15 protein-coding genes and 2 tRNA genes are annotated in these 16,555 nt (G+C 65.5%); 3 read left to right on the top strand and 14 right to left on the bottom strand.

Going from position 1 to position 16,555, the window contains the following annotated elements:
• Positions 1-81: 81 nt before the first annotated feature.
• From ACX80O_RS07195 to murA, 4 genes are all read right to left on the bottom strand, one after another.
• Positions 82-1,191, bottom strand: coding sequence for a D-alanine--D-alanine ligase family protein (locus ACX80O_RS07195; protein WP_459333060.1), 1,110 nt, complete (start codon positions 1,189-1,191; stop codon positions 82-84).
• Between the two features lie 131 nt (positions 1,192-1,322).
• Positions 1,323-2,348: an NAD(P)H-dependent glycerol-3-phosphate dehydrogenase gene (locus tag ACX80O_RS07190; protein WP_459306815.1), complete on the bottom strand. Its 1,026-nt coding sequence runs from the start codon at positions 2,346-2,348 to the stop codon at positions 1,323-1,325.
• A complete protein-coding gene (locus ACX80O_RS07185; RefSeq protein WP_459306817.1) occupies positions 2,345-3,103 on the bottom strand; it encodes a lysophospholipid acyltransferase family protein in 759 nt (252 codons plus the stop codon). Before ACX80O_RS07185 ends, ACX80O_RS07190 begins: the two co-directional genes overlap by 4 nt.
• An 18-nt stretch (positions 3,104-3,121) precedes the next feature.
• Positions 3,122-4,474, bottom strand: a complete 1,353-nt coding sequence (gene murA, locus ACX80O_RS07180; protein WP_459333005.1) for a UDP-N-acetylglucosamine 1-carboxyvinyltransferase — start codon at positions 4,472-4,474, stop codon at positions 3,122-3,124.
• A gap of 740 nt (positions 4,475-5,214) precedes the next feature.
• On the opposite strand from murA, the gene ACX80O_RS07175 reads away from it, so the two are divergent.
• A complete protein-coding gene (locus ACX80O_RS07175) occupies positions 5,215-5,397 on the top strand; it encodes a hypothetical protein (RefSeq protein WP_459333004.1) in 183 nt (60 codons plus the stop codon).
• A gap of 138 nt (positions 5,398-5,535) precedes the next feature.
• Here the strand turns inward: ACX80O_RS07175 and leuD are convergent, their stop codons facing one another.
• Positions 5,536-6,135 carry a 3-isopropylmalate dehydratase small subunit gene (leuD, locus tag ACX80O_RS07170; RefSeq protein ID WP_459333003.1) on the bottom strand — a complete coding sequence of 200 codons (600 nt, stop codon included), beginning with the start codon at positions 6,133-6,135 and terminating at the stop codon, positions 5,536-5,538.
• Between the two features lie 9 nt (positions 6,136-6,144).
• Positions 6,145-7,641 carry a 3-isopropylmalate dehydratase large subunit gene (leuC, locus tag ACX80O_RS07165; protein WP_459333002.1) on the bottom strand — a complete coding sequence of 499 codons (1,497 nt, stop codon included), beginning with the start codon at positions 7,639-7,641 and terminating at the stop codon, positions 6,145-6,147.
• An 84-nt stretch (positions 7,642-7,725) separates the two neighbouring features.
• Between leuC and ACX80O_RS07160 the strand changes: the two genes are divergently transcribed.
• Positions 7,726-8,445 (top strand): IclR family transcriptional regulator, encoded by a 720-nt coding sequence (locus tag ACX80O_RS07160; RefSeq protein ID WP_459306825.1) that lies wholly within the window; start codon positions 7,726-7,728, stop codon positions 8,443-8,445.
• A gap of 65 nt (positions 8,446-8,510) precedes the next feature.
• Positions 8,511-9,041 carry a DUF1697 domain-containing protein gene (locus ACX80O_RS07155; protein ID WP_459333001.1) on the top strand — a complete coding sequence of 177 codons (531 nt, stop codon included), beginning with the start codon at positions 8,511-8,513 and terminating at the stop codon, positions 9,039-9,041.
• Between the two features lie 159 nt (positions 9,042-9,200).
• Here ACX80O_RS07155 and ACX80O_RS07150 read toward each other — a convergent pair whose 3' ends face one another.
• The 8 genes from ACX80O_RS07150 to ACX80O_RS07115 all read right to left on the bottom strand — a co-directional run bounded on the left by ACX80O_RS07150 (position 9,201) and on the right by ACX80O_RS07115 (position 16,535).
• Entirely contained in the window at positions 9,201-10,844 is a 1,644-nt protein-coding gene (locus ACX80O_RS07150) for a GTPase (protein ID WP_459333000.1), read from the bottom strand.
• The gene (locus ACX80O_RS07145) at positions 10,841-12,691 is read right to left on the bottom strand and encodes a dynamin family protein (RefSeq protein WP_459332999.1); all 1,851 of its coding nucleotides are present in this window, start codon (positions 12,689-12,691) and stop codon (positions 10,841-10,843) included. The genes ACX80O_RS07150 and ACX80O_RS07145 overlap by 4 nt, the downstream gene beginning before the upstream one ends.
• Positions 12,692-12,771: 80 nt before the next feature.
• Positions 12,772-12,847: transfer RNA gene (locus ACX80O_RS07140), tRNA-Glu, on the bottom strand.
• Positions 12,848-12,934: 87 nt separating this feature from the next.
• A tRNA-Gln gene (locus ACX80O_RS07135) sits at positions 12,935-13,006 on the bottom strand.
• A 71-nt stretch (positions 13,007-13,077) separates the two neighbouring features.
• Entirely contained in the window at positions 13,078-13,797 is a 720-nt protein-coding gene (locus ACX80O_RS07130) for an HAD family hydrolase (RefSeq protein ID WP_459332998.1), read from the bottom strand.
• A 2-nt stretch (positions 13,798-13,799) separates the two neighbouring features.
• Entirely contained in the window at positions 13,800-15,308 is a 1,509-nt protein-coding gene (gene gltX / locus ACX80O_RS07125) for a glutamate--tRNA ligase (RefSeq protein ID WP_459306833.1), read from the bottom strand.
• Between the two features lie 127 nt (positions 15,309-15,435).
• Positions 15,436-15,735 (bottom strand): hypothetical protein, encoded by a 300-nt coding sequence (locus ACX80O_RS07120; protein ID WP_459332997.1) that lies wholly within the window; start codon positions 15,733-15,735, stop codon positions 15,436-15,438.
• A 26-nt stretch (positions 15,736-15,761) separates the two neighbouring features.
• Positions 15,762-16,535 (bottom strand): fumarylacetoacetate hydrolase family protein, encoded by a 774-nt coding sequence (locus ACX80O_RS07115; protein WP_459306835.1) that lies wholly within the window; start codon positions 16,533-16,535, stop codon positions 15,762-15,764.
• Between the last annotated feature and the right edge of the window lie 20 nt (positions 16,536-16,555).

The raw sequence follows: 16,555 nt of genomic DNA, 5'->3' as shown, positions 1-16,555 counted from the left end.
CACGCCTGACCGGCCAAACGGGGCGGGCGCCGTCGTCGTGCTGCATCACCCGCAACCGGATCGGGCTACCCCATAAGAGGGCTAGCGGAGGCCGGTTTTGCGGCTCAGGGCCAGAGAGATCAGCTCATCGATCAGCTCCGTGTAGGTGAGGCCCGACTTGGCCCACATCTGCGGGTACATGCTGATCGGCGTGAAGCCTGGCATGGTGTTGATCTCGTTGATGATGAGGTCCCCGGCTGGAGTGTAGAAGAAGTCGACCCGGGACAGGCCCTCGGCGCCCACTGCGTCGAACGCGGCGGCGGCCAGGGTACGGACCTTTTCGCTGGCGGCGGGGGGCAGATCAGCGGGACAGCTCAGTTCTGCAGCGGCGCCGTCGACGTATTTGGCCTCGAAATCGTACCAGTCGTGCTCCCCCGGCTGGACAGCGATCTCGCCGGGCAGGGAGGTACGGGGTTCGTTGGTGCCGCGACCCTGCAGCACCGCCACCTCAATCTCCCGACCGATGATGCCGGCCTCGACCAGCACCTTGGGATCGAACTCCCGCGCGGTCTCGACGGCGGCGGCAAGGTCTGACGCCGATGAGACCCGGGTGATCCCCATCGAGGACCCGGCTCGGGCGGGCTTGACGAAGGACGGAAACCCGAGGGCGGCGGCCCGTTCGAGGCACCTGTCAGGGTCGGTGGCCCATTGCCGGTCGGTGATGACCTCGTACGGCCCCACCGTGAGACCAGCGGCGGCGAAGACCACCTTCATGTAGTGCTTGTCCATCCCCACAGCTGAGGCCAACACCCCGGCACCCACATACCTGATGTCAGCCATTTCCAGCAGGCCCTGCAGGGTGCCATCCTCGCCGAACGGGCCGTGCAGGAGGGGCACGACGACGTCGACCCCACCCAGGCTGCGCGGCATCTGGGCTGCCGCGGTGACCATCAGCTCGGTGGCAGCGAAATCGGCTCCGGACGCCGCAGCGGCCAGCACCAGCGACTCGTCAGACGCGGTGACCTCGGGCAGGGTTGCCGACCGTAGGGACCACTGGGAGGGGTCACCGGAGACCTCGACCCACTGGCCGTTCTTGGCGATCCCCACCGGAATCACCTCGTACTTCTCCCGATCGATCGCTTCCAGCACCCCTGCGGCAGTGATGCAACTGACAGCATGCTCGCTGGATCGTCCGCCGAAGAGCACCAGCACCCGCGGCCGCCGCGTCGAATCGGGAAGCGTCGAATCAGGACCGGTCGAATCGGGAAGCGTCGAATCAGGACCGGTCGAGTCGGGAAGCGTCGAATCGAGACCGGTGGAATGAGGAAAAACAGCAGTCACAGTCAGCCTTCGGATTTCAGATCGCGGGCCAGCAGACGCGGCCCCAGGTCATGGACGGAGACGGTGCCCTGGAGCACCGCCACCACGTTCTCGGTGATGGGCATATCCACGCCCAGCTGGCCGGCAAGATCCAGGACAGCCTGCGCCGATTTGATCCCCTCGGCGGTCTGGTTCATGGTCCCGGTGACCTCGGCGAGGGTCAGCCCTTGGCCCAGCAGCCGGCCCGCCGTATGGTTGCGGGACAGGGCGGAAGAACAGGTAGCAATCAGGTCGCCCATCCCCGCCAGCCCAGCCATGGTCTCCGCTTCGCCGCCGAGCGCGACGGCAAGGCGGGTGGTCTCGGCCAGTCCGCGGGTGATGACCGATGCCTTGGTGTTATCGCCCATCTGCTTTCCTTCACAGATCCCGACGGCGAGGGCGATCACGTTCTTGACGATCCCGCCGATCTCCACCCCCACCACATCAGGGTTGGTGTACGGGCGGAAGTACCTCGCGGTGCAGGCAGCAGCGATCCACGCTGCGACTTCCTCATCGGGGCACGCCACCACGGAGGCGGTGGGTTCCTGGCGAGCGATCTCCAGGGCCAGGTTGGGCCCGGAGACGACCGCGATCCGGCCGGCTGGCAGGTCCAGTTCCGCGGCAATGACCTGGCTCATCCGGGCGTCCGATCCGATTTCGAGGCCCTTCATCAGCGAAACCACGACGGCGTCGTCGCGCAGCAGAGGCTTCCACCCCTGAAGCTGGGGACGCAGCGACTGTGCGGGGACGGCGACGGCGACCAGCTCGGCGCCGTCGAGCACCTCGGCAATATCGGTGGAGCACAAGATGTTCCCGGGCAGCACCGTGTCGGCGAGGTACCTGCTGTTACGGCGTGAGGTATTGATCTCGTCCGCCACATCTTCACGCCGGGCCCACAACCGCACCTGCGTGCCGTGGGCTGCCCCGGCGTCGGCCAGGATCTTCGCGAACGTCGTCCCCCAGCTACCGGAGCCGAGGACGGCGGCCACTGCCGGCGGCGGACGCGTCACGGATTCTCCTCGGGCTTGCTCTCGAAATCCCTGCCGGTGCTCTTCTGGTCCTTATCAGCAGGGTTCCATCGTTCGGTGGGCGGTGCCTCCTGACGCAGCTCGGCGACCAGGGCCGTCAACGCATCAAGAATCCTCTCTGTTCCGGCGTCCAGCACGGTCTTGGTGATGGGCTGGCCGACGAGGTCCGATAGGTCGACCGGGTCGCCGACCAGGACCCGCGAGGTTTTTCGGGGGAAGAGGTAGAACCGTTTGGCGTAGCGGGGGAAGACTTCGTGGGCTCCCCAGTGTGCAATCGGCACCACCGGCGCGCCGGTCTGGAGGGCCAGCCGCGCGGCGCCGGTGCGCCCCTTCATGGGCCACATATCGGGATCCCGGGTGAGCGTTCCCTCCGGGTACACCACGATGCCGCCGCCAGCATTGATCGCCTCACGCGCCGCTTCCAGTGACCGGTTGGCGCCGGCGGTGGTCCGATCCACCGGCACCTGGCCGGTAGCGCGAAGGATCCACCCCATGACGGGCACCGTGAACAAGGATGCTTTGGCCAGGAAGTGCGGCGTCACCTTCTGGTTGAACAGAAAGTGGCCGATCACCACCGGATCAATTTCGGTGATGTGGTTGGGGCACACGATGAAACCGGTGTCCCGCGGCAGTTTCTCCGCTCCCGAATACTTTTTGGCCATCAGCGCGTTCATGATCGGACGGACGGTGACTGACAGCACGGCAAACGTGGCGCGGGATCTCCGGGATTCATTCATAGAAGAGTGCCGCCGTGCCTAGCGGCCGCCCTCCACTGATGCCGCAGCGAGATCGGAGCTGATATCGAAGTCGGCGCCGAGGCCTTCGAGCTTGTCCTGGAACCGCTCGTAACCGCGGTTGATCAGCTCAATGCCGGTCACCCGTGAGGTGCCCTTCGCCGCGAGGGCCGCGATGAGATGGCTGAAACCACCGCGCAGGTCGGGGATGTCAATGTCCGCCCCGTGCAACTGCGCCGGGCCGGAAATGACTGCCGAGTGGAGGAAATTCCGCTGCCCGAACCGGCACGGGACGCTGCCCAGGCATTCACGGTGCACCTGGATGTTGGCGCCCATCCGAATCAACGCGTCGGTGAACCCGAAGCGGTTCTCGTAGACGGTTTCGTGAACGATTGAGACGCCCTCAGCCTGCGTCAGAGCGACGACGAGAGGTTGCTGCCAGTCGGTCATGAAGCCGGGGTGCACATCGGTTTCGAGGACCAGGGGGGACAGCTTGCCGCCCGGGTGGTAGAACCGGATGCCGTCGTCGTCGACGTCGAACGCGCCGCCAATTTTGCGGTAGGTATTCAGGAAGGCGGTCAGATCCAGCTGACGCGCGCCCTCAACGTAGATATCGCCCTTTGTGACCAGCGCCGCCGATGCCCAGGACGCCGTCTCGTTGCGATCGGAGATGGCCTTGTGGTTGAAGCCGTTCAGTTCCTCAACGCCCTCGATGCGGATGGTGCGGTCCGTCTGCACCGTGATGATCGCACCCATTTTCTGGAGGACGGCAATCAGATCCATGATCTCGGGCTCGACGGCGGCGCCCTTGAGCTCAGTAATTCCCTCTGCCCGGGTGGCTGTGAGAAGCACCTGCTCCGTTGCGCCGACGCTGGGGTACGGCAGTTCAAGCTTCGCGCCGTGCAGGCCCTTTGGCGCCGAGATCGAGATTCCACCGGGGCGCTTGTCCACCACCGCACCGAAGTTACGCAGCACCTGCAGGTGATAGTCGATCGGACGATCGCCGATCTTGCAGCCGCCAAGGTCCGGGATGAAGGCTTCGCCGATGCTGTGCATCAGAGGGCCGCAGAACAGGATGGGGATGCGGGAGTCGCCGGCGTGGGCGTCGATGTCCTTCGACTGAGCCATTTTGGCGCCCTTGGGGTCCATGCTCAGGTCACCAGTGACCGGATCCTTGGTGACCTCAACGCCATGGAGCTTCAGGAGGCTGGTCACCACCTCCACGTCCTTGATTTCGGGGACGTTCCGGAGGACCGAGGGGGCGTTGCCCAGCAGGGTGGCGACCATCGCTTTGGGCACCAAGTTTTTGGCTCCACGAACGGAGACCTTACCGGTCAGAGGGACTCCACCACGAATGGTCAGCACGCTTCCCATGAACACCTAATTCCTTCGATTTGCACACAACAGAGATTGCCCCCAAAGCAGCAATTGCCTCCCGCTAAGCATAGGAGCATGTCCAACCAGACTGAAATAGGCTCCCCGGGGGTACTGTCGAAAACCCCCGGTTGCGCGTATTCATTCCCCGCCCAACGGCCCATCTCGGCCCCACTTCGTGATTCGCTGGACCGCTGACCACTTCGCCAACCCTGATAAGTGCGCGGTCAGCCATTGCATTGCAACGATCTGGACTCGATGGCCGCGGGGGGCGCAGGTGAAGTCAGGTACGTCCGAGTCACCCGGAGAGCCTGGTACGCCTCGACTGGTAGGGTCACCACCTCGGCTAGCTTCGTTTGCTTCGTTGAATCCGAGATACCTGGCACGGATACTGAGCGTGAAGGGGGTCTGATGATGGTGGAGGACGACTATATGGCCGACTACAGGGCGAGATTCGAACAGTTCGGTAGCCCGTTGCTCAGCCTGTCCTCGGCCGACCAGTTCATCTTGCATCGAGTCAATTGGGAGGGTACGAGTGAGGATCCGACGGACGTCGCGGAGGTTTCCTATCTGGACACACGACGCGGCGACCTCAGAATCCGCATCTCCGTCCGGACGTACCATGACGGCCTGGTCACTCGATCGAAATTCTACAACCAGACGTCGCGTTACCACCACCTGGTAACAGCGTTCTCACAAAAGCTCGTTCCGGCAGGAGGGCTTGGGCCGGGTTCAGGTCAGTGCTTGAGGATTTTGAACGACGGACGGGCGACATCAAACTCTGCGACTCGACGCTGCTGATCGATGACGAGGAGGTGGTCTGCAAAGCGGTTAGCTTTGAATTCATCTCCGTGGCGGAAGTTGTCCTCAAGGACCGAGTAGCGACGCTGATTGTCCAGAGGGCTTCCTCCAAGAACCGCTAACCAGCACAACCCTTCCGAAGTACTGAAACAAGGGTATTGGCGAGGCGGTAGGAGTCCGCACCGGTTTCTGCAAATCCGAGCGATGGATCCACCCGATCGGTGCGCCTTCGGTGAGCCTGCTCTCACCGAAGGCAATGCTCAGGACCGAACCGGGAGTGTCTTGGGCTTCCACTCCGGCCGGGAACTCTCGTACTCGGTGATGGCTTCCTCGTGGGTGAGTGTGAGCCCGATGTCGTCGAGACCCTCCAGTAACCGCCACCGGGTGTAATCGTCGATCTGGAACGGTGCCGTGACGCTGCCGCACACCACTGTGCGCTCCTGCAAATCAACAGTCACCTCGGTGCCCGGATGATTCTCGAGGACCTTCCAGATCAGTTCGATGTCGTCCTGTGCCACCTGCGCCGCGACCAGCCCCTGCTTGCCCGAGTTGCCGCGGAAAATATCGGCAAACCGGGACGCCAACACGGCTTTGAACCCGTAGTCCTTCAGCGCCCAGACTGCGTGTTCGCGTGACGAACCGGTGCCGAAGTCGGGGCCCGCCACCAAGACGGAGCCACCATCGAACGGCGACTGGTTCAGGATGAAGTTCGGATCCTTCCGCCATTCGGCGAACAGGGCATCCTCGAACCCGGTCCGGGTGATGCGCTTTAGATACACCGCCGGGATGATCTGGTCGGTGTCGATGTTGCTTTGGCGCAGGGGCACTCCGATACCGGTGTGCGTGATGATCTTCTCCATGGGACTCTCCTAAGCGGCGTTCGAAGCGGAGGGGACGACGACGTCGTCGTGCTGGCCGGTATCGTCGTGCCGGCTTGTGGTGGGCGGCAGGGGATCGAGGTCCGACGGCGAACTGAGCGTCCCGCGCACGGCGGTCGCGGCGGCGACCACCGGGGACACCAGGTGGGTACGCCCGCCCTTGCCCTGCCGGCCCTCAAAGTTGCGGTTTGACGTCGACGCGCAGCGCTCCCCCGGCGCCAGCTGGTCCGGGTTCATGCCCAGGCACATGGAACAGCCCGCGAAGCGCCACTCGGCGCCGAAGTCCTTGAAGACCTGGTCCAACCCTTCGGCCTCGGCCTCGAGCCGCACGCGAGCCGAACCGGGAACCACCATCATGCGGATGGCCGGATCCTTGACCCGGCCGCGAATGATATCGGCGGCGATCCGTAGATCCTCGATCCGGCTGTTGGTGCACGAGCCGAGGAAGACCGTATCCACGCGGATGTCTTTCATGGGCGTTCCGGCATCCAGTGCCATGTACTCGAGCGCACGCTCGCAGGCGGCCTTATCGTTTTCGTCGGCGAAATCGTCCGGGGACGGCACGACCTGGGATAGGGAGACGCCCTGCCCGGGGTTGGTGCCCCAGGTGACAAACGGCTCCAGCTCGTTGGCGTCAAGGAAGACCTCGGCGTCGAACGCGGCGTCGTCGTCGGTGCGCAGCGTCGTCCAATTCTCTACGGCGGCGTCCCAGTCCTCGCCCTGGGGTGCGTGGGGCTTGTCCTTCAGATACTCAAAGGTGACGTCATCCGGCGCCACCATGCCAGCACGCGCACCCGCCTCGATGGACATGTTGCAGATGGTCATGCGGGCTTCCATCGATAGTGCCCGAATGGCCGATCCGCGGTATTCGAGCACGTAGCCCTGGCCACCGCCCGTGCCGATCTTGGCGATCACGGCCAGGATGATGTCCTTGGAGGTCACCCCGGGCTTCAGGGTGCCCTCCACAGTGATGGCCATGGTCTTGAAGGGCTTGAGCGACAGGGTCTGGGTAGCCATGACGTGCTCCACCTCGGAGGTCCCGATGCCCATCGCAAGCGCGCCGAACGCGCCATGGGTTGACGTATGCGAGTCGCCGCAGACGACCGTCAGGCCGGGCTGGGTGAGGCCAAGCTGCGGGCCGATGATGTGAACGATGCCCTGCTCGGCGTCGCCCAACGAGTGCAGCCGGACGCCGAATTCCTTGCAGTTGGCGCGCAGGGTTTCGATCTGGGTGCGGCTGGTGAGGTCAGCGATCGGCTTGTCGATGTCCCAGGTGGGGGTGTTGTGATCCTCGGTGGCAATTGTCAGATCGGGACGACGCAGCGGGCGACCGGCGAGCCGCAGTCCCTCGAAGGCCTGCGGCGAGGTGACCTCATGGACCAGGTGGAGGTCGATGTAGAGCAGATCCGGCTGGGATTCGGCACCCTGCACCTCGCCTTTGCGCACAACGTGCGCGTCCCAGACTTTTTCTGCGAGCGTGTTGCCCATGACCGGTTCCCTTCGGTGCTGTTCCACTGACGTCGTACATCCCAAACAGTTGCATCTCAAATGCTGAGACGGCAATATCATCCTATGGACAATTCTAGCGGTGTAGGTGTGATCGACAAAGCGGCGACCGTGCTCGACGCGCTGGAGGCCGGTCCCACCACACTGGCGCAGCTGGTTGCGGCCACCGGACTGGCGCGGCCCACCGTGCACCGGCTGGCCCAGGCCCTGGTGCACCACCGACTGGTCAGCCGCGACATCCAGGGGCGTTTCGTGCTGGGCAGCCGGCTCGTTGAGCTGGCGGCAGCCGCCGGCGAGGACCGGTTGATCGCCTCGGCGTCGCCGGTGCTGCTGCACCTGCGCGACGCGACGGGTGAAAGTGCCCAGCTCTTCCGCAGGCAAGGCGAGTGGCGGGTTTGTGTGGCCTCGGCCGAGCGCCCGATCGGTCTGCGCGACACCATTCCGGTGGGCACCCAGCTGTCCATGAAGGCTGGCTCCGCTGCCCAGTGCCTGCTCGCCTGGGAGGACCACGACCGCCTCCTCAAAGGGCTGCAGGACGCCCGGTTCACTCCAACCGTACTGGCCGGGGTGCGACGACGGGGCTGGGCTCAGAGCCTCGGCGAACGGGAGGCAGGGGTCGCCTCGGTGTCCGCTCCGGTGAGGGGCCCATCGGGGCGGGTGATTGCCGCCGTGTCAATCTCCGGACCGATGGAGCGGCTCACCCGGCAGCCGGGACGCATACACGCCGAGGTGGTGCTCAACGCCGCCGTGCAACTGACCCACGCCGTGGGGAAATCCGCCGACTGACCGCCGGCACCTGGCTCCTTCCTGGCGGCGCACGAGTAGGGTGTGGCTATGAATCCCGGTGCGCCATGACCAACTTTGCTGTCTTCCTGCGCGGGGTCAACGTTGGCGGGATCACCCTCAAGATGGCTGAGCTGCGTGCAGCTGTTCAGACGCTCGAGGTCGGCAATGTGAAGACCCTGCTAACATCCGGCAACCTCACCTGCTCCACCGATCTGTCGGCGCCGGAGCTCAAGAGTTCGGTTGAGGCACTGCTGCGGTCAACCTTTGGCTATGACGCGTGGGTGGTGGTCCTTGAGGCAGGCCGTCTCCGCGAGCTGGTGGATTCCTGTCCGTTTCCCGCCGACGATCCTGACACCCACAGCTACCTCACACTGTTCTCGGCCCCGGACGCGCTCGCCGATCTGGTTCACGCCGCGGCGGATCTGGAACCGGGCCTGACTGTGCTCGGACCGGAGGCAGCCGCCTGGCTGGCCCCACGCGGCGGGACCCTCGAGTCCCCGCTGAGCAAGCTGACGGCCAAGCCGCGGTTCAAGAACTCGACCACCACCCGGAACCTGCGCACCTTGCACAAGGTCCTTGCGGCGCTCGGCAGCTGATCGAGGGTCTGGACCACGACGCGCCGCCCTGACATGCCGGCAGCCGGTTAGTTCGCCGTCGGGAGGGCCATTTCGGTGAGCAACTCCAACAGGCCGGGTCAACCCAGACATCCGCGAGGGAAAGGTTGCCCACCGATGCCCGTTTTCCTCCCCTATCCGCTAGCCGCTGCCGCGTGCCGCCGCCACAGCCTTCCGGAATCCGTTGTACCTGGTGATCTCGGCCGCCACCGGGGTGACCACGTCCCGCACGGCAACTTCAGTCACCGCGGTGTGAAGCTGGCGTCGTGCCCGGCGCCCACGCGACGCTGCCGAGAATCGCGCGGCGACCGACGACAGCACCGCCAGTGCGACACCGAGTACCGCTCCCCCAATGGCCAGCAACGTGGGCAGGGGAAAACCTTCGAGCAGCGGGGTCTCCGGCGCTGGGAGCTGGAGGAAACCCAGCGCTGCCAACACACCGAGCCAGGCCAGCCCTGCGACTGCAGCGGCGAAGAGCGCCCATTGCAGCACTCCAATTACGGGCCACCACCATGAGCGCCTCCCCCAGCGCAGGTCGGTCTGCGCGATGGCCTGATCCAGCCCGTCAGCCAGCGATTCGGCTGACCCCTGGGCGGCGGAACGGATCTGATCCCGCCAGGGTCCGGTCACCGTCTCGGTAGCAGTGTCGGCGTAGTCGCGCAACGCACCATCCATGGCGGCACGCTGAGCGGGGCCCGGCGTCGGAAGCGAGGTTCGGCTGACTGCAGCGTCCACCTCGGAGCGGCGCAGGTTCAGGCGGCGCAGCGGATCCGGGCGGAGCTTTCCGAGCCAGCGGGTCACGGGCCAGCCCGTGACGGCGTGGGCATCCCGGCGATAGGACCCGACTACCGCATCGACCACCGTTTCGGTGCCGACCGCCCCAGCCAGCCGATCCACCAGCCGCGACCGTGCGGCCTTGGACGGCAGCGTGGCGTCGGTGGGTCCTGCCTGACCGGCCAGCCGGGTGGCAGTTGCCGTGACATCAGCGGTAAGGCGCGCGGTCGCGGCTTGCCGGCGTTTCACTGTCAGCCCGATTTCCCTCACCAGCTTGTCCAGCCCGGCGCCGGTCACCGCGGAGACCGGGTGGACCCCCACGGAACCGAGTCCCTCGGCGGCGAGGATGCCCCGCAGTGAGGCCGTCACCTGGTCCACTTCGTCCCCGACCAGGCGGTCGGTCTGGTTGAGCGCCACCACTGTAACCGCCCCGTGGGCGGACATCCCCCGGAGGAACCCGTGGTGGAGTGCTGCATCGGCGTACTTCTGCGGATCGACTACCCAGAGCAGGACGTCGACCTGCCCGGCCAGGCGCTCCACGACCTCGCGGTGGCTAGTAGCGGTGGAGTCAAAGTCAGGGAGATCCAGCAGGATCAGCCCGCCGCCGTCGTCGGCCGATGACCGTCCGCCGAACGCCAGCCGGGAGTCATCGGGGAGCTCGTGGCGCTGGGCCACCTGCAGCCAGTCGAGCAGCGGTCCGCTGCCGTCGCTCTGCCAGAGGACGGCGAGCGGTTCGGAGGTAGTGGGGCGGCGTGCGGCGACCCGTGCGACGTCGGTCCCGGTCAGCGCGTTGAGCAGCGAGGACTTGCCGCTGCCAGTGGGACCGAAGATCCCGACAACCGTATGGGCGTCTGACAGCGACCGGCGCGTGCTGGCCCGATCGAGTACGTCGTAGGCAGCTTGCAGGTCTCCCTCGGGCAGGCGCCCGGTGGCCAGCTCGCGGGCCGTGTCCAGGGCTTCGAGCTGGCTCTGCACCGCCGATTCGGCCTGCCTACCCTTATGCCGGCTCATTGGTCATGCCTGTCGTCGTCGTTCTCGTCGGCGTTCTCGTCGTCATGCACGTCGTCGTTCACGACACGCTCGACGGGGTCGGCTGATCCGTGTGACTGGAGCTTCCGGGCGTAGGAGCGAAGCGCCTCGGCCGGGAGCTGCCGGGCTGCCGGCTCCAGGAGCGCCTGGTAACGCTGCTGTTCCGCGCTGAGCAACGACTCGCACCGGTGCCGCAAATTCTCCCGCGCCGTCTTGGCGAGGCGGCGTACCGCATCGTCGCCAAAGACCGCTTCCAGCAGCTTCTGCCCGACGACGGCCGATCCTCCGGCGACGCCGATCTCCAGTCCGGTCAGCCCGGCGGTGGAGGCGAACACCACGACCATGAGGGCGACCGCGACGCCGTTCACACCGAAGGAGAGCATCCTCGCGGTGAACCGTTTGTTGGCGCCCTCGGCGCTGACCAGGTCCAGCAGGTCTTTCTGCCAGGCCCGGATTTCCCGTGCAGCCTCAGCCGAGAAGTCACCCCGTGGGGGTAGTCCGGCGAGCAGGTCCCGGCCTGCGTCGCCGTCCCGCCAGGCATGCTCGGTTTTCTCTGCCGCCTGCGCCGCCTGTTCAACCATGACTGCGTGGAGCCCGGTTTCGATGGCGGTTTCAACGGTGATGGCCCGCGTCGGCCGGCCGGTGAAGAACGAGCCAATTACATCCCTCGCCCTGCCGACCCTCGATTCGAGTCCCCTCATGAACTCGCCGGTGCCGACAAAGTCCTGCCACCGGGCCAGCACCTCCCCGCGGAGTAGCGTTCCGTCCTGAGTGGATTCGTGGATTCCCTTCAGGGCGTCGTCGTAGGCGCGGGTCGCCGCGACCTGCAGGCGCAGGTACTCGGCGTGCTGGTTATCCTGGGCATCGGCTGCGGCGTGAACCCGGCCCGCGACCGCTCTGACAGCGCCGTAGAGGGTCCGGCGGGCAATTTCCTGGCGTCCCGACGCGTCGACGGCCAGAGCCTGCAGCCACCGGCGGATCGGGTCTGCCGCATCGGCCGGGAGCATGCCCTGGGAATCCAGAGGAAGCTCCGGAACGATGAAGATCGGTGCATGGCCCAGGTCGGCGGCGGCGAGCAGTGTGTGCAGGTCACTGCGCACCTCCTCCTCGACCCCTGCGGGAACCCGATCCAGGACCACTGCGAGCAGGATGTCCCGCGCTGCGGCGTCGGCCAGCAACGTCCACGGCACTGCGTCGGCGTAGCGGTTGGCGGTGGTGACGAAGACCCAGAGGTCGGCGGCGGCGAGGAGCTGCCCGGAGAGCCGCCGGTTCTCGTCGGCAATGGAGTCGAGGTCAGGGGCGTCCAGCAGTGCCAGACCCCGCGGGATCATGGCGTCGGGTCGCAGCAGGAGGGTGCCCGCGCCCGGAGTACCGGCGCCCGGAGCTGCGGCGCCGGGAGTACCGGCGCCGGCAGGCTGCCCCGCGACTTGTTCAGCGCTGCCGGCGTCGACAGCATGAACCCGGCTCAGGGTGGGGAGGATGCGTTGGTCGGCAAACCAGTGGCCATCGGCCGGGTGGTGTAACAGCACCGGTTGCCGTGTGGTGGGGCGGATGGCGCCCGAACGGGTGACAGGGTGCCCCACCACGGCATTGACCAGGGTCGACTTTCCGGCACCGGTGGATCCGCCGACGACGGCGAGCAGCGGTGCATCGAGGCTGAGGAGCCGGGGAACGACGTAGTCCTCCAGCTGGGCTGCCACGGCCGCCGCGGTGAGCTGTGCGTCGTCGGACCCGTGGACGGCAAGGGGGAAGGACAGCCCCCTCAGGGCCTCCCCGGTCTGGCGCAGCGTTGCCAGAAGCGGCTGGGCGGCGGGAAGGGTGTCGGTCACCACTCCATTCTGCCGTACGCCCTGCTGAGTCTGCGGTAGGCAAAGAAAAACCCCCGGAACCTGTGAGGCTCCGGGGGTAATGGTGACCCCAGCGGGATTCGAACCCGCGTTACCGCCGTGAGAGGGCAGCGTACTAGGCCGCTATACGATGGGGCCAGTACTGTGTGCTGTCCGGCTTGCGCCAAACGAGCTAGATGATTATTTCACATCTGCTAAATGCGGCCAAATTGCCCACATCCAACGCTGGGGTACCAGGACTCGAACCTAGAATGTTGGTACCAGAAACCAGTGTGTTGCCAATTACACCATACCCCAATGGCACATCCCGGACTGCTCCAGACGGAGCATCCAGGCCGCTTCAAACCGCTCTGCGCCGAGAGATCACTTTACCGGACATCCGGCAGGAACTGCAAAACGCCTGCCAACGACGTGACCCGGCGACCGGTAAAGTCGGCCGGTCCGGCAGCACGCCGATCCAGCCAGACCCCGATTAGCCCTGCGGCGTCGGCACCCTCGGCGTCGACAACCCTGTTGTCCCCTACATACAGGGTGCGCTCCGGCGGGGTGCCGAGTTGCCGGGCGCCCTCCCAATAGATCGCCGGAGCAGGCTTCGCTGCGCCAACCGTGTCGATCCCGACGAGGACGTCGAACCGGGACAGTCCTGAGCGGTCGAGTTTGACGCGTTGATAATCGTAAACGTTATTGCTGACCGCCCCATAGGGCACGCCTGCCGCGTCCAGCGCGTCGAGGAGCGGAACGACGTCGTCATACGGCTCGAAGTGCAACGGTAGCGTCGCCTCATAGGCAGTGTTCCAGCGCCGGGCCGCTTCGCCTTCCAGCGGTTCCTCGACGAAGGCCGCCTGAGCGTGCTTCGCCCGACGCAGCCGTTGCTCGGTGAAGGTGAGCTCACCGGCGAGGAACCGGTCATACGAGCCCAACGGGTCGTGGATATAGAGCCGCTTGTACTCGGTCCAGTCCGCGTTGCTGAGGTGCGTCAAGGTATCGGAGCCAAGGTGGTGCAGGGTCCTGCCCATCGCGGTTTCCAGATCCACCAGCGTGTCGTCTATATCGAATAACACCCCGGCGATCTCCGGGAGATTGTCCACGCTCAGGCGGCCGTGCTGCGGAACGCGCTGATCCGGGCCAGCGACGAGTCCTTACCCAGGATGACCATCGATTCGAAAAGTGGCGGCGAAATCCGCTTGCCGGAGACGGCGGTCCGAACCGGGCCGAAGGCAAGCCGCGGCTTCATGCCCAGTTCTTCGACCAGTGCCTGTCGGAGGGCGTTCTGGATATTCTCGGTGGTCCACTCTTCGAGCGGCTGCAGTGCTGCGTGGGCAGCGTCGAGCACTTCACCCACGTTGGCTGGGAGGCCCTTGCGGGCGTCGTCGGCAATCTCGATACCGGCGTCGTCGGTGAAGAGAAAGCCCAGCATGTCCGGCGCTTCGCCGAGGAGGGTGATCCGTTCCTGAATCAGCGGGGCGGCCTCGGCGAGGATCCGGTGGTCCCGCTCGGTCAAGGTCTCGCCAACCAGTCCAGCCCCCTGCAGATACGGAATGATCCGCTGGCGGAAGTCTTCGGGCTCCAGCAGACGGACGTGGGTTCCGTTGATCGCTTCGGCTTTCTTCAAGTCGAACCGGGCAGGGTTGCCCAGCACGTCGTGGACATCGAACTTCTCGACCAGGGTGTCGACAGTGAAGATGTCCTCATCGGCGGACAGGCTCCAGCCCAGCAGCGACAAATAGTTCAGCAGGCCTTCGGGAATGAAGCCTCGCTCCCGGTGAAGGAAGAGGTTGGATTCGGGATCCCGTTTGGAAAGTTTCTTGTTGCCCTGGCCCATGACATATGGCAGATGACCAAACAGTGGCATGTAGCTGGCCACGCCAATGTCGATCAGTGCGCGGTACAGCGCAATCTGGCGGGGTGTGGAGGAGAGGAGGTCTTCGCCCCTCAGCACGTGGGTGATTCCCATCAGGGCGTCGTCCACCGGGTTGACCAGCGTGTAGAGGGGGGCGCCGTTGGCACGGACCACCGCGAAGTCGGGGATGCTGCCGGCGCGGAAGGTGATCTCTCCCCGCACCAGGTCGGTGAAGGTGATGTCGTCGTCGGGCATCCGCAGCCGCAGCACGGCGGCGCGGCCTTCGCTGCGGAAGGCTTCCTGCTGGTCCTGCGTGAGGGTGCGGTCGTAGTTGTCGTAGCCGAGCTTCACATCCCGGTCCGCGGCGTGGTGGCGTTCCTCTACCTCCTCGGGGGTGGAGAAGGACTCGTAAAGGTGGCCGGCGGTCCGCAATTTAGCGATCACGTCCTGATACAGCTCGCCGCGCTGGGACTGGCGGTAGGGAGCGTGGGGTCCGCCCACTTCCACGCCTTCGTCCCAGTCAATGCCCAGCCACTTCAACGCATCAAGGAGCTGGGTGTAGCTCTCCTCGCTGTCGCGTGCCGCGTCAGTGTCTTCAATCCTGAACACCATGGTGCCGCCCGTGTGCCGGGCGTAGGCCCAGTTGAACAACGCGGTGCGGATCAGGCCGACGTGCGGGGTACCGGTCGGCGAGGGGCAAAACCGCACACGAACGGGGGTCTGATCGGTGACGAGGGGGATCTCAGCAGCATTAGTCATGATGGTCCTAAGTCTACGGGGCGAGGGCCCCGACCCCGAGCGGAGCGAGGAGTTGGGAGCCCCGGAGACGCTACGGGGCGAGGGCCCCGACCCCGAGCGGAGCGAGGAGTTGGGAGCCCCGGAGACGCTACGGGGCGAGGGCCCCGACCCCGAGCGGAGCCGCAAAGTACCACCAGGCGGCGAAGATGAGCGTTGCGACGGCCAGCCCAACCAGGACCTGGGTACGGACCCGGGTTTTCGGTCGGAAATACCGCAGCGGCAGAACAGCGGCCGCGCCAAATCCCAGGGCTGCGAGTGCCGCCACCCATATCTGGGGCGCACCGCTCAAGGAGGCAGCCCGCGCCGAAACCAACGGGATGCCGCAGGCTGCGACCGCAATGTATCGGCCAAGCCGACGGCGTTCAGCGCTCGGACTACCTTTCCGCACGGGCCCCCGTGGTACCCGCCGCATGATTAGCGACGCGCCGGGTTCGACAGGCGTCCGATGCCTTCGATCTCTACTTCGTAGCTTTCGCCTTCGCTGATCAGGCCTACTCCGGCCGGCGTACCGGTCAGGATGAGGTCTCCCGGGAGCAGCGTGAAGGCCTGGGATACGTAGGACACCAGCTCTCTGACACCCCAGATCATCTGGCTGGTCGACCCGTCCTGCTTCAGCTCGCCGTCGAGCCTTCCCAGAACACGCAGATTCTCGGTATCGAGGTCCGTCTCGATCCATGGGCCCACCGGGCAGGAGGTATCGAAGCCTTTGGCGCGCGCCCACTGGTTATCGGTTTTCTGGGCGTCGCGGGCAGTGAGGTCGTTGGCGCAGGTGTAACCGAAAACCACTTCGTCCACGCGATCGAGGGGAACGTCCTTGCAGATCCGACCAATGACGACGGCGAGTTCGGACTCAAAGGAGATCTCATCCGAGAATGCTGGAAGCACTATGGGGTCGCCGGGGCCGATGACCGACGTGTTGGGTTTGAAGAACATGAGGGGTGCTGGTGGCACCTCGTTGCCCAGTTCCCTGGCGTGATCGGCGTAATTGCGGCCGATGCCGACAATTTTGCTGCGCGGGATGACCGGAGCCAGGAGTCGGACGTCGGCCAGTTGGTGGCGAACTCCGGTGAGCTGTACGCCTGAGTAGAAGGGATCGCCGGCCATGACCGCAATCTCCTCCTGCCCATCCTCCCCCTCAACCACTCCGAATGCTGGGTCACTGTCAACGACAAATCGGGCTATACGCATGGATCACACGTTACCGCGGC

Source organism: Arthrobacter glycogeni (genome assembly GCF_054511155.1).
This window is presented reverse-complemented; position numbering and strand designations above follow the sequence as displayed.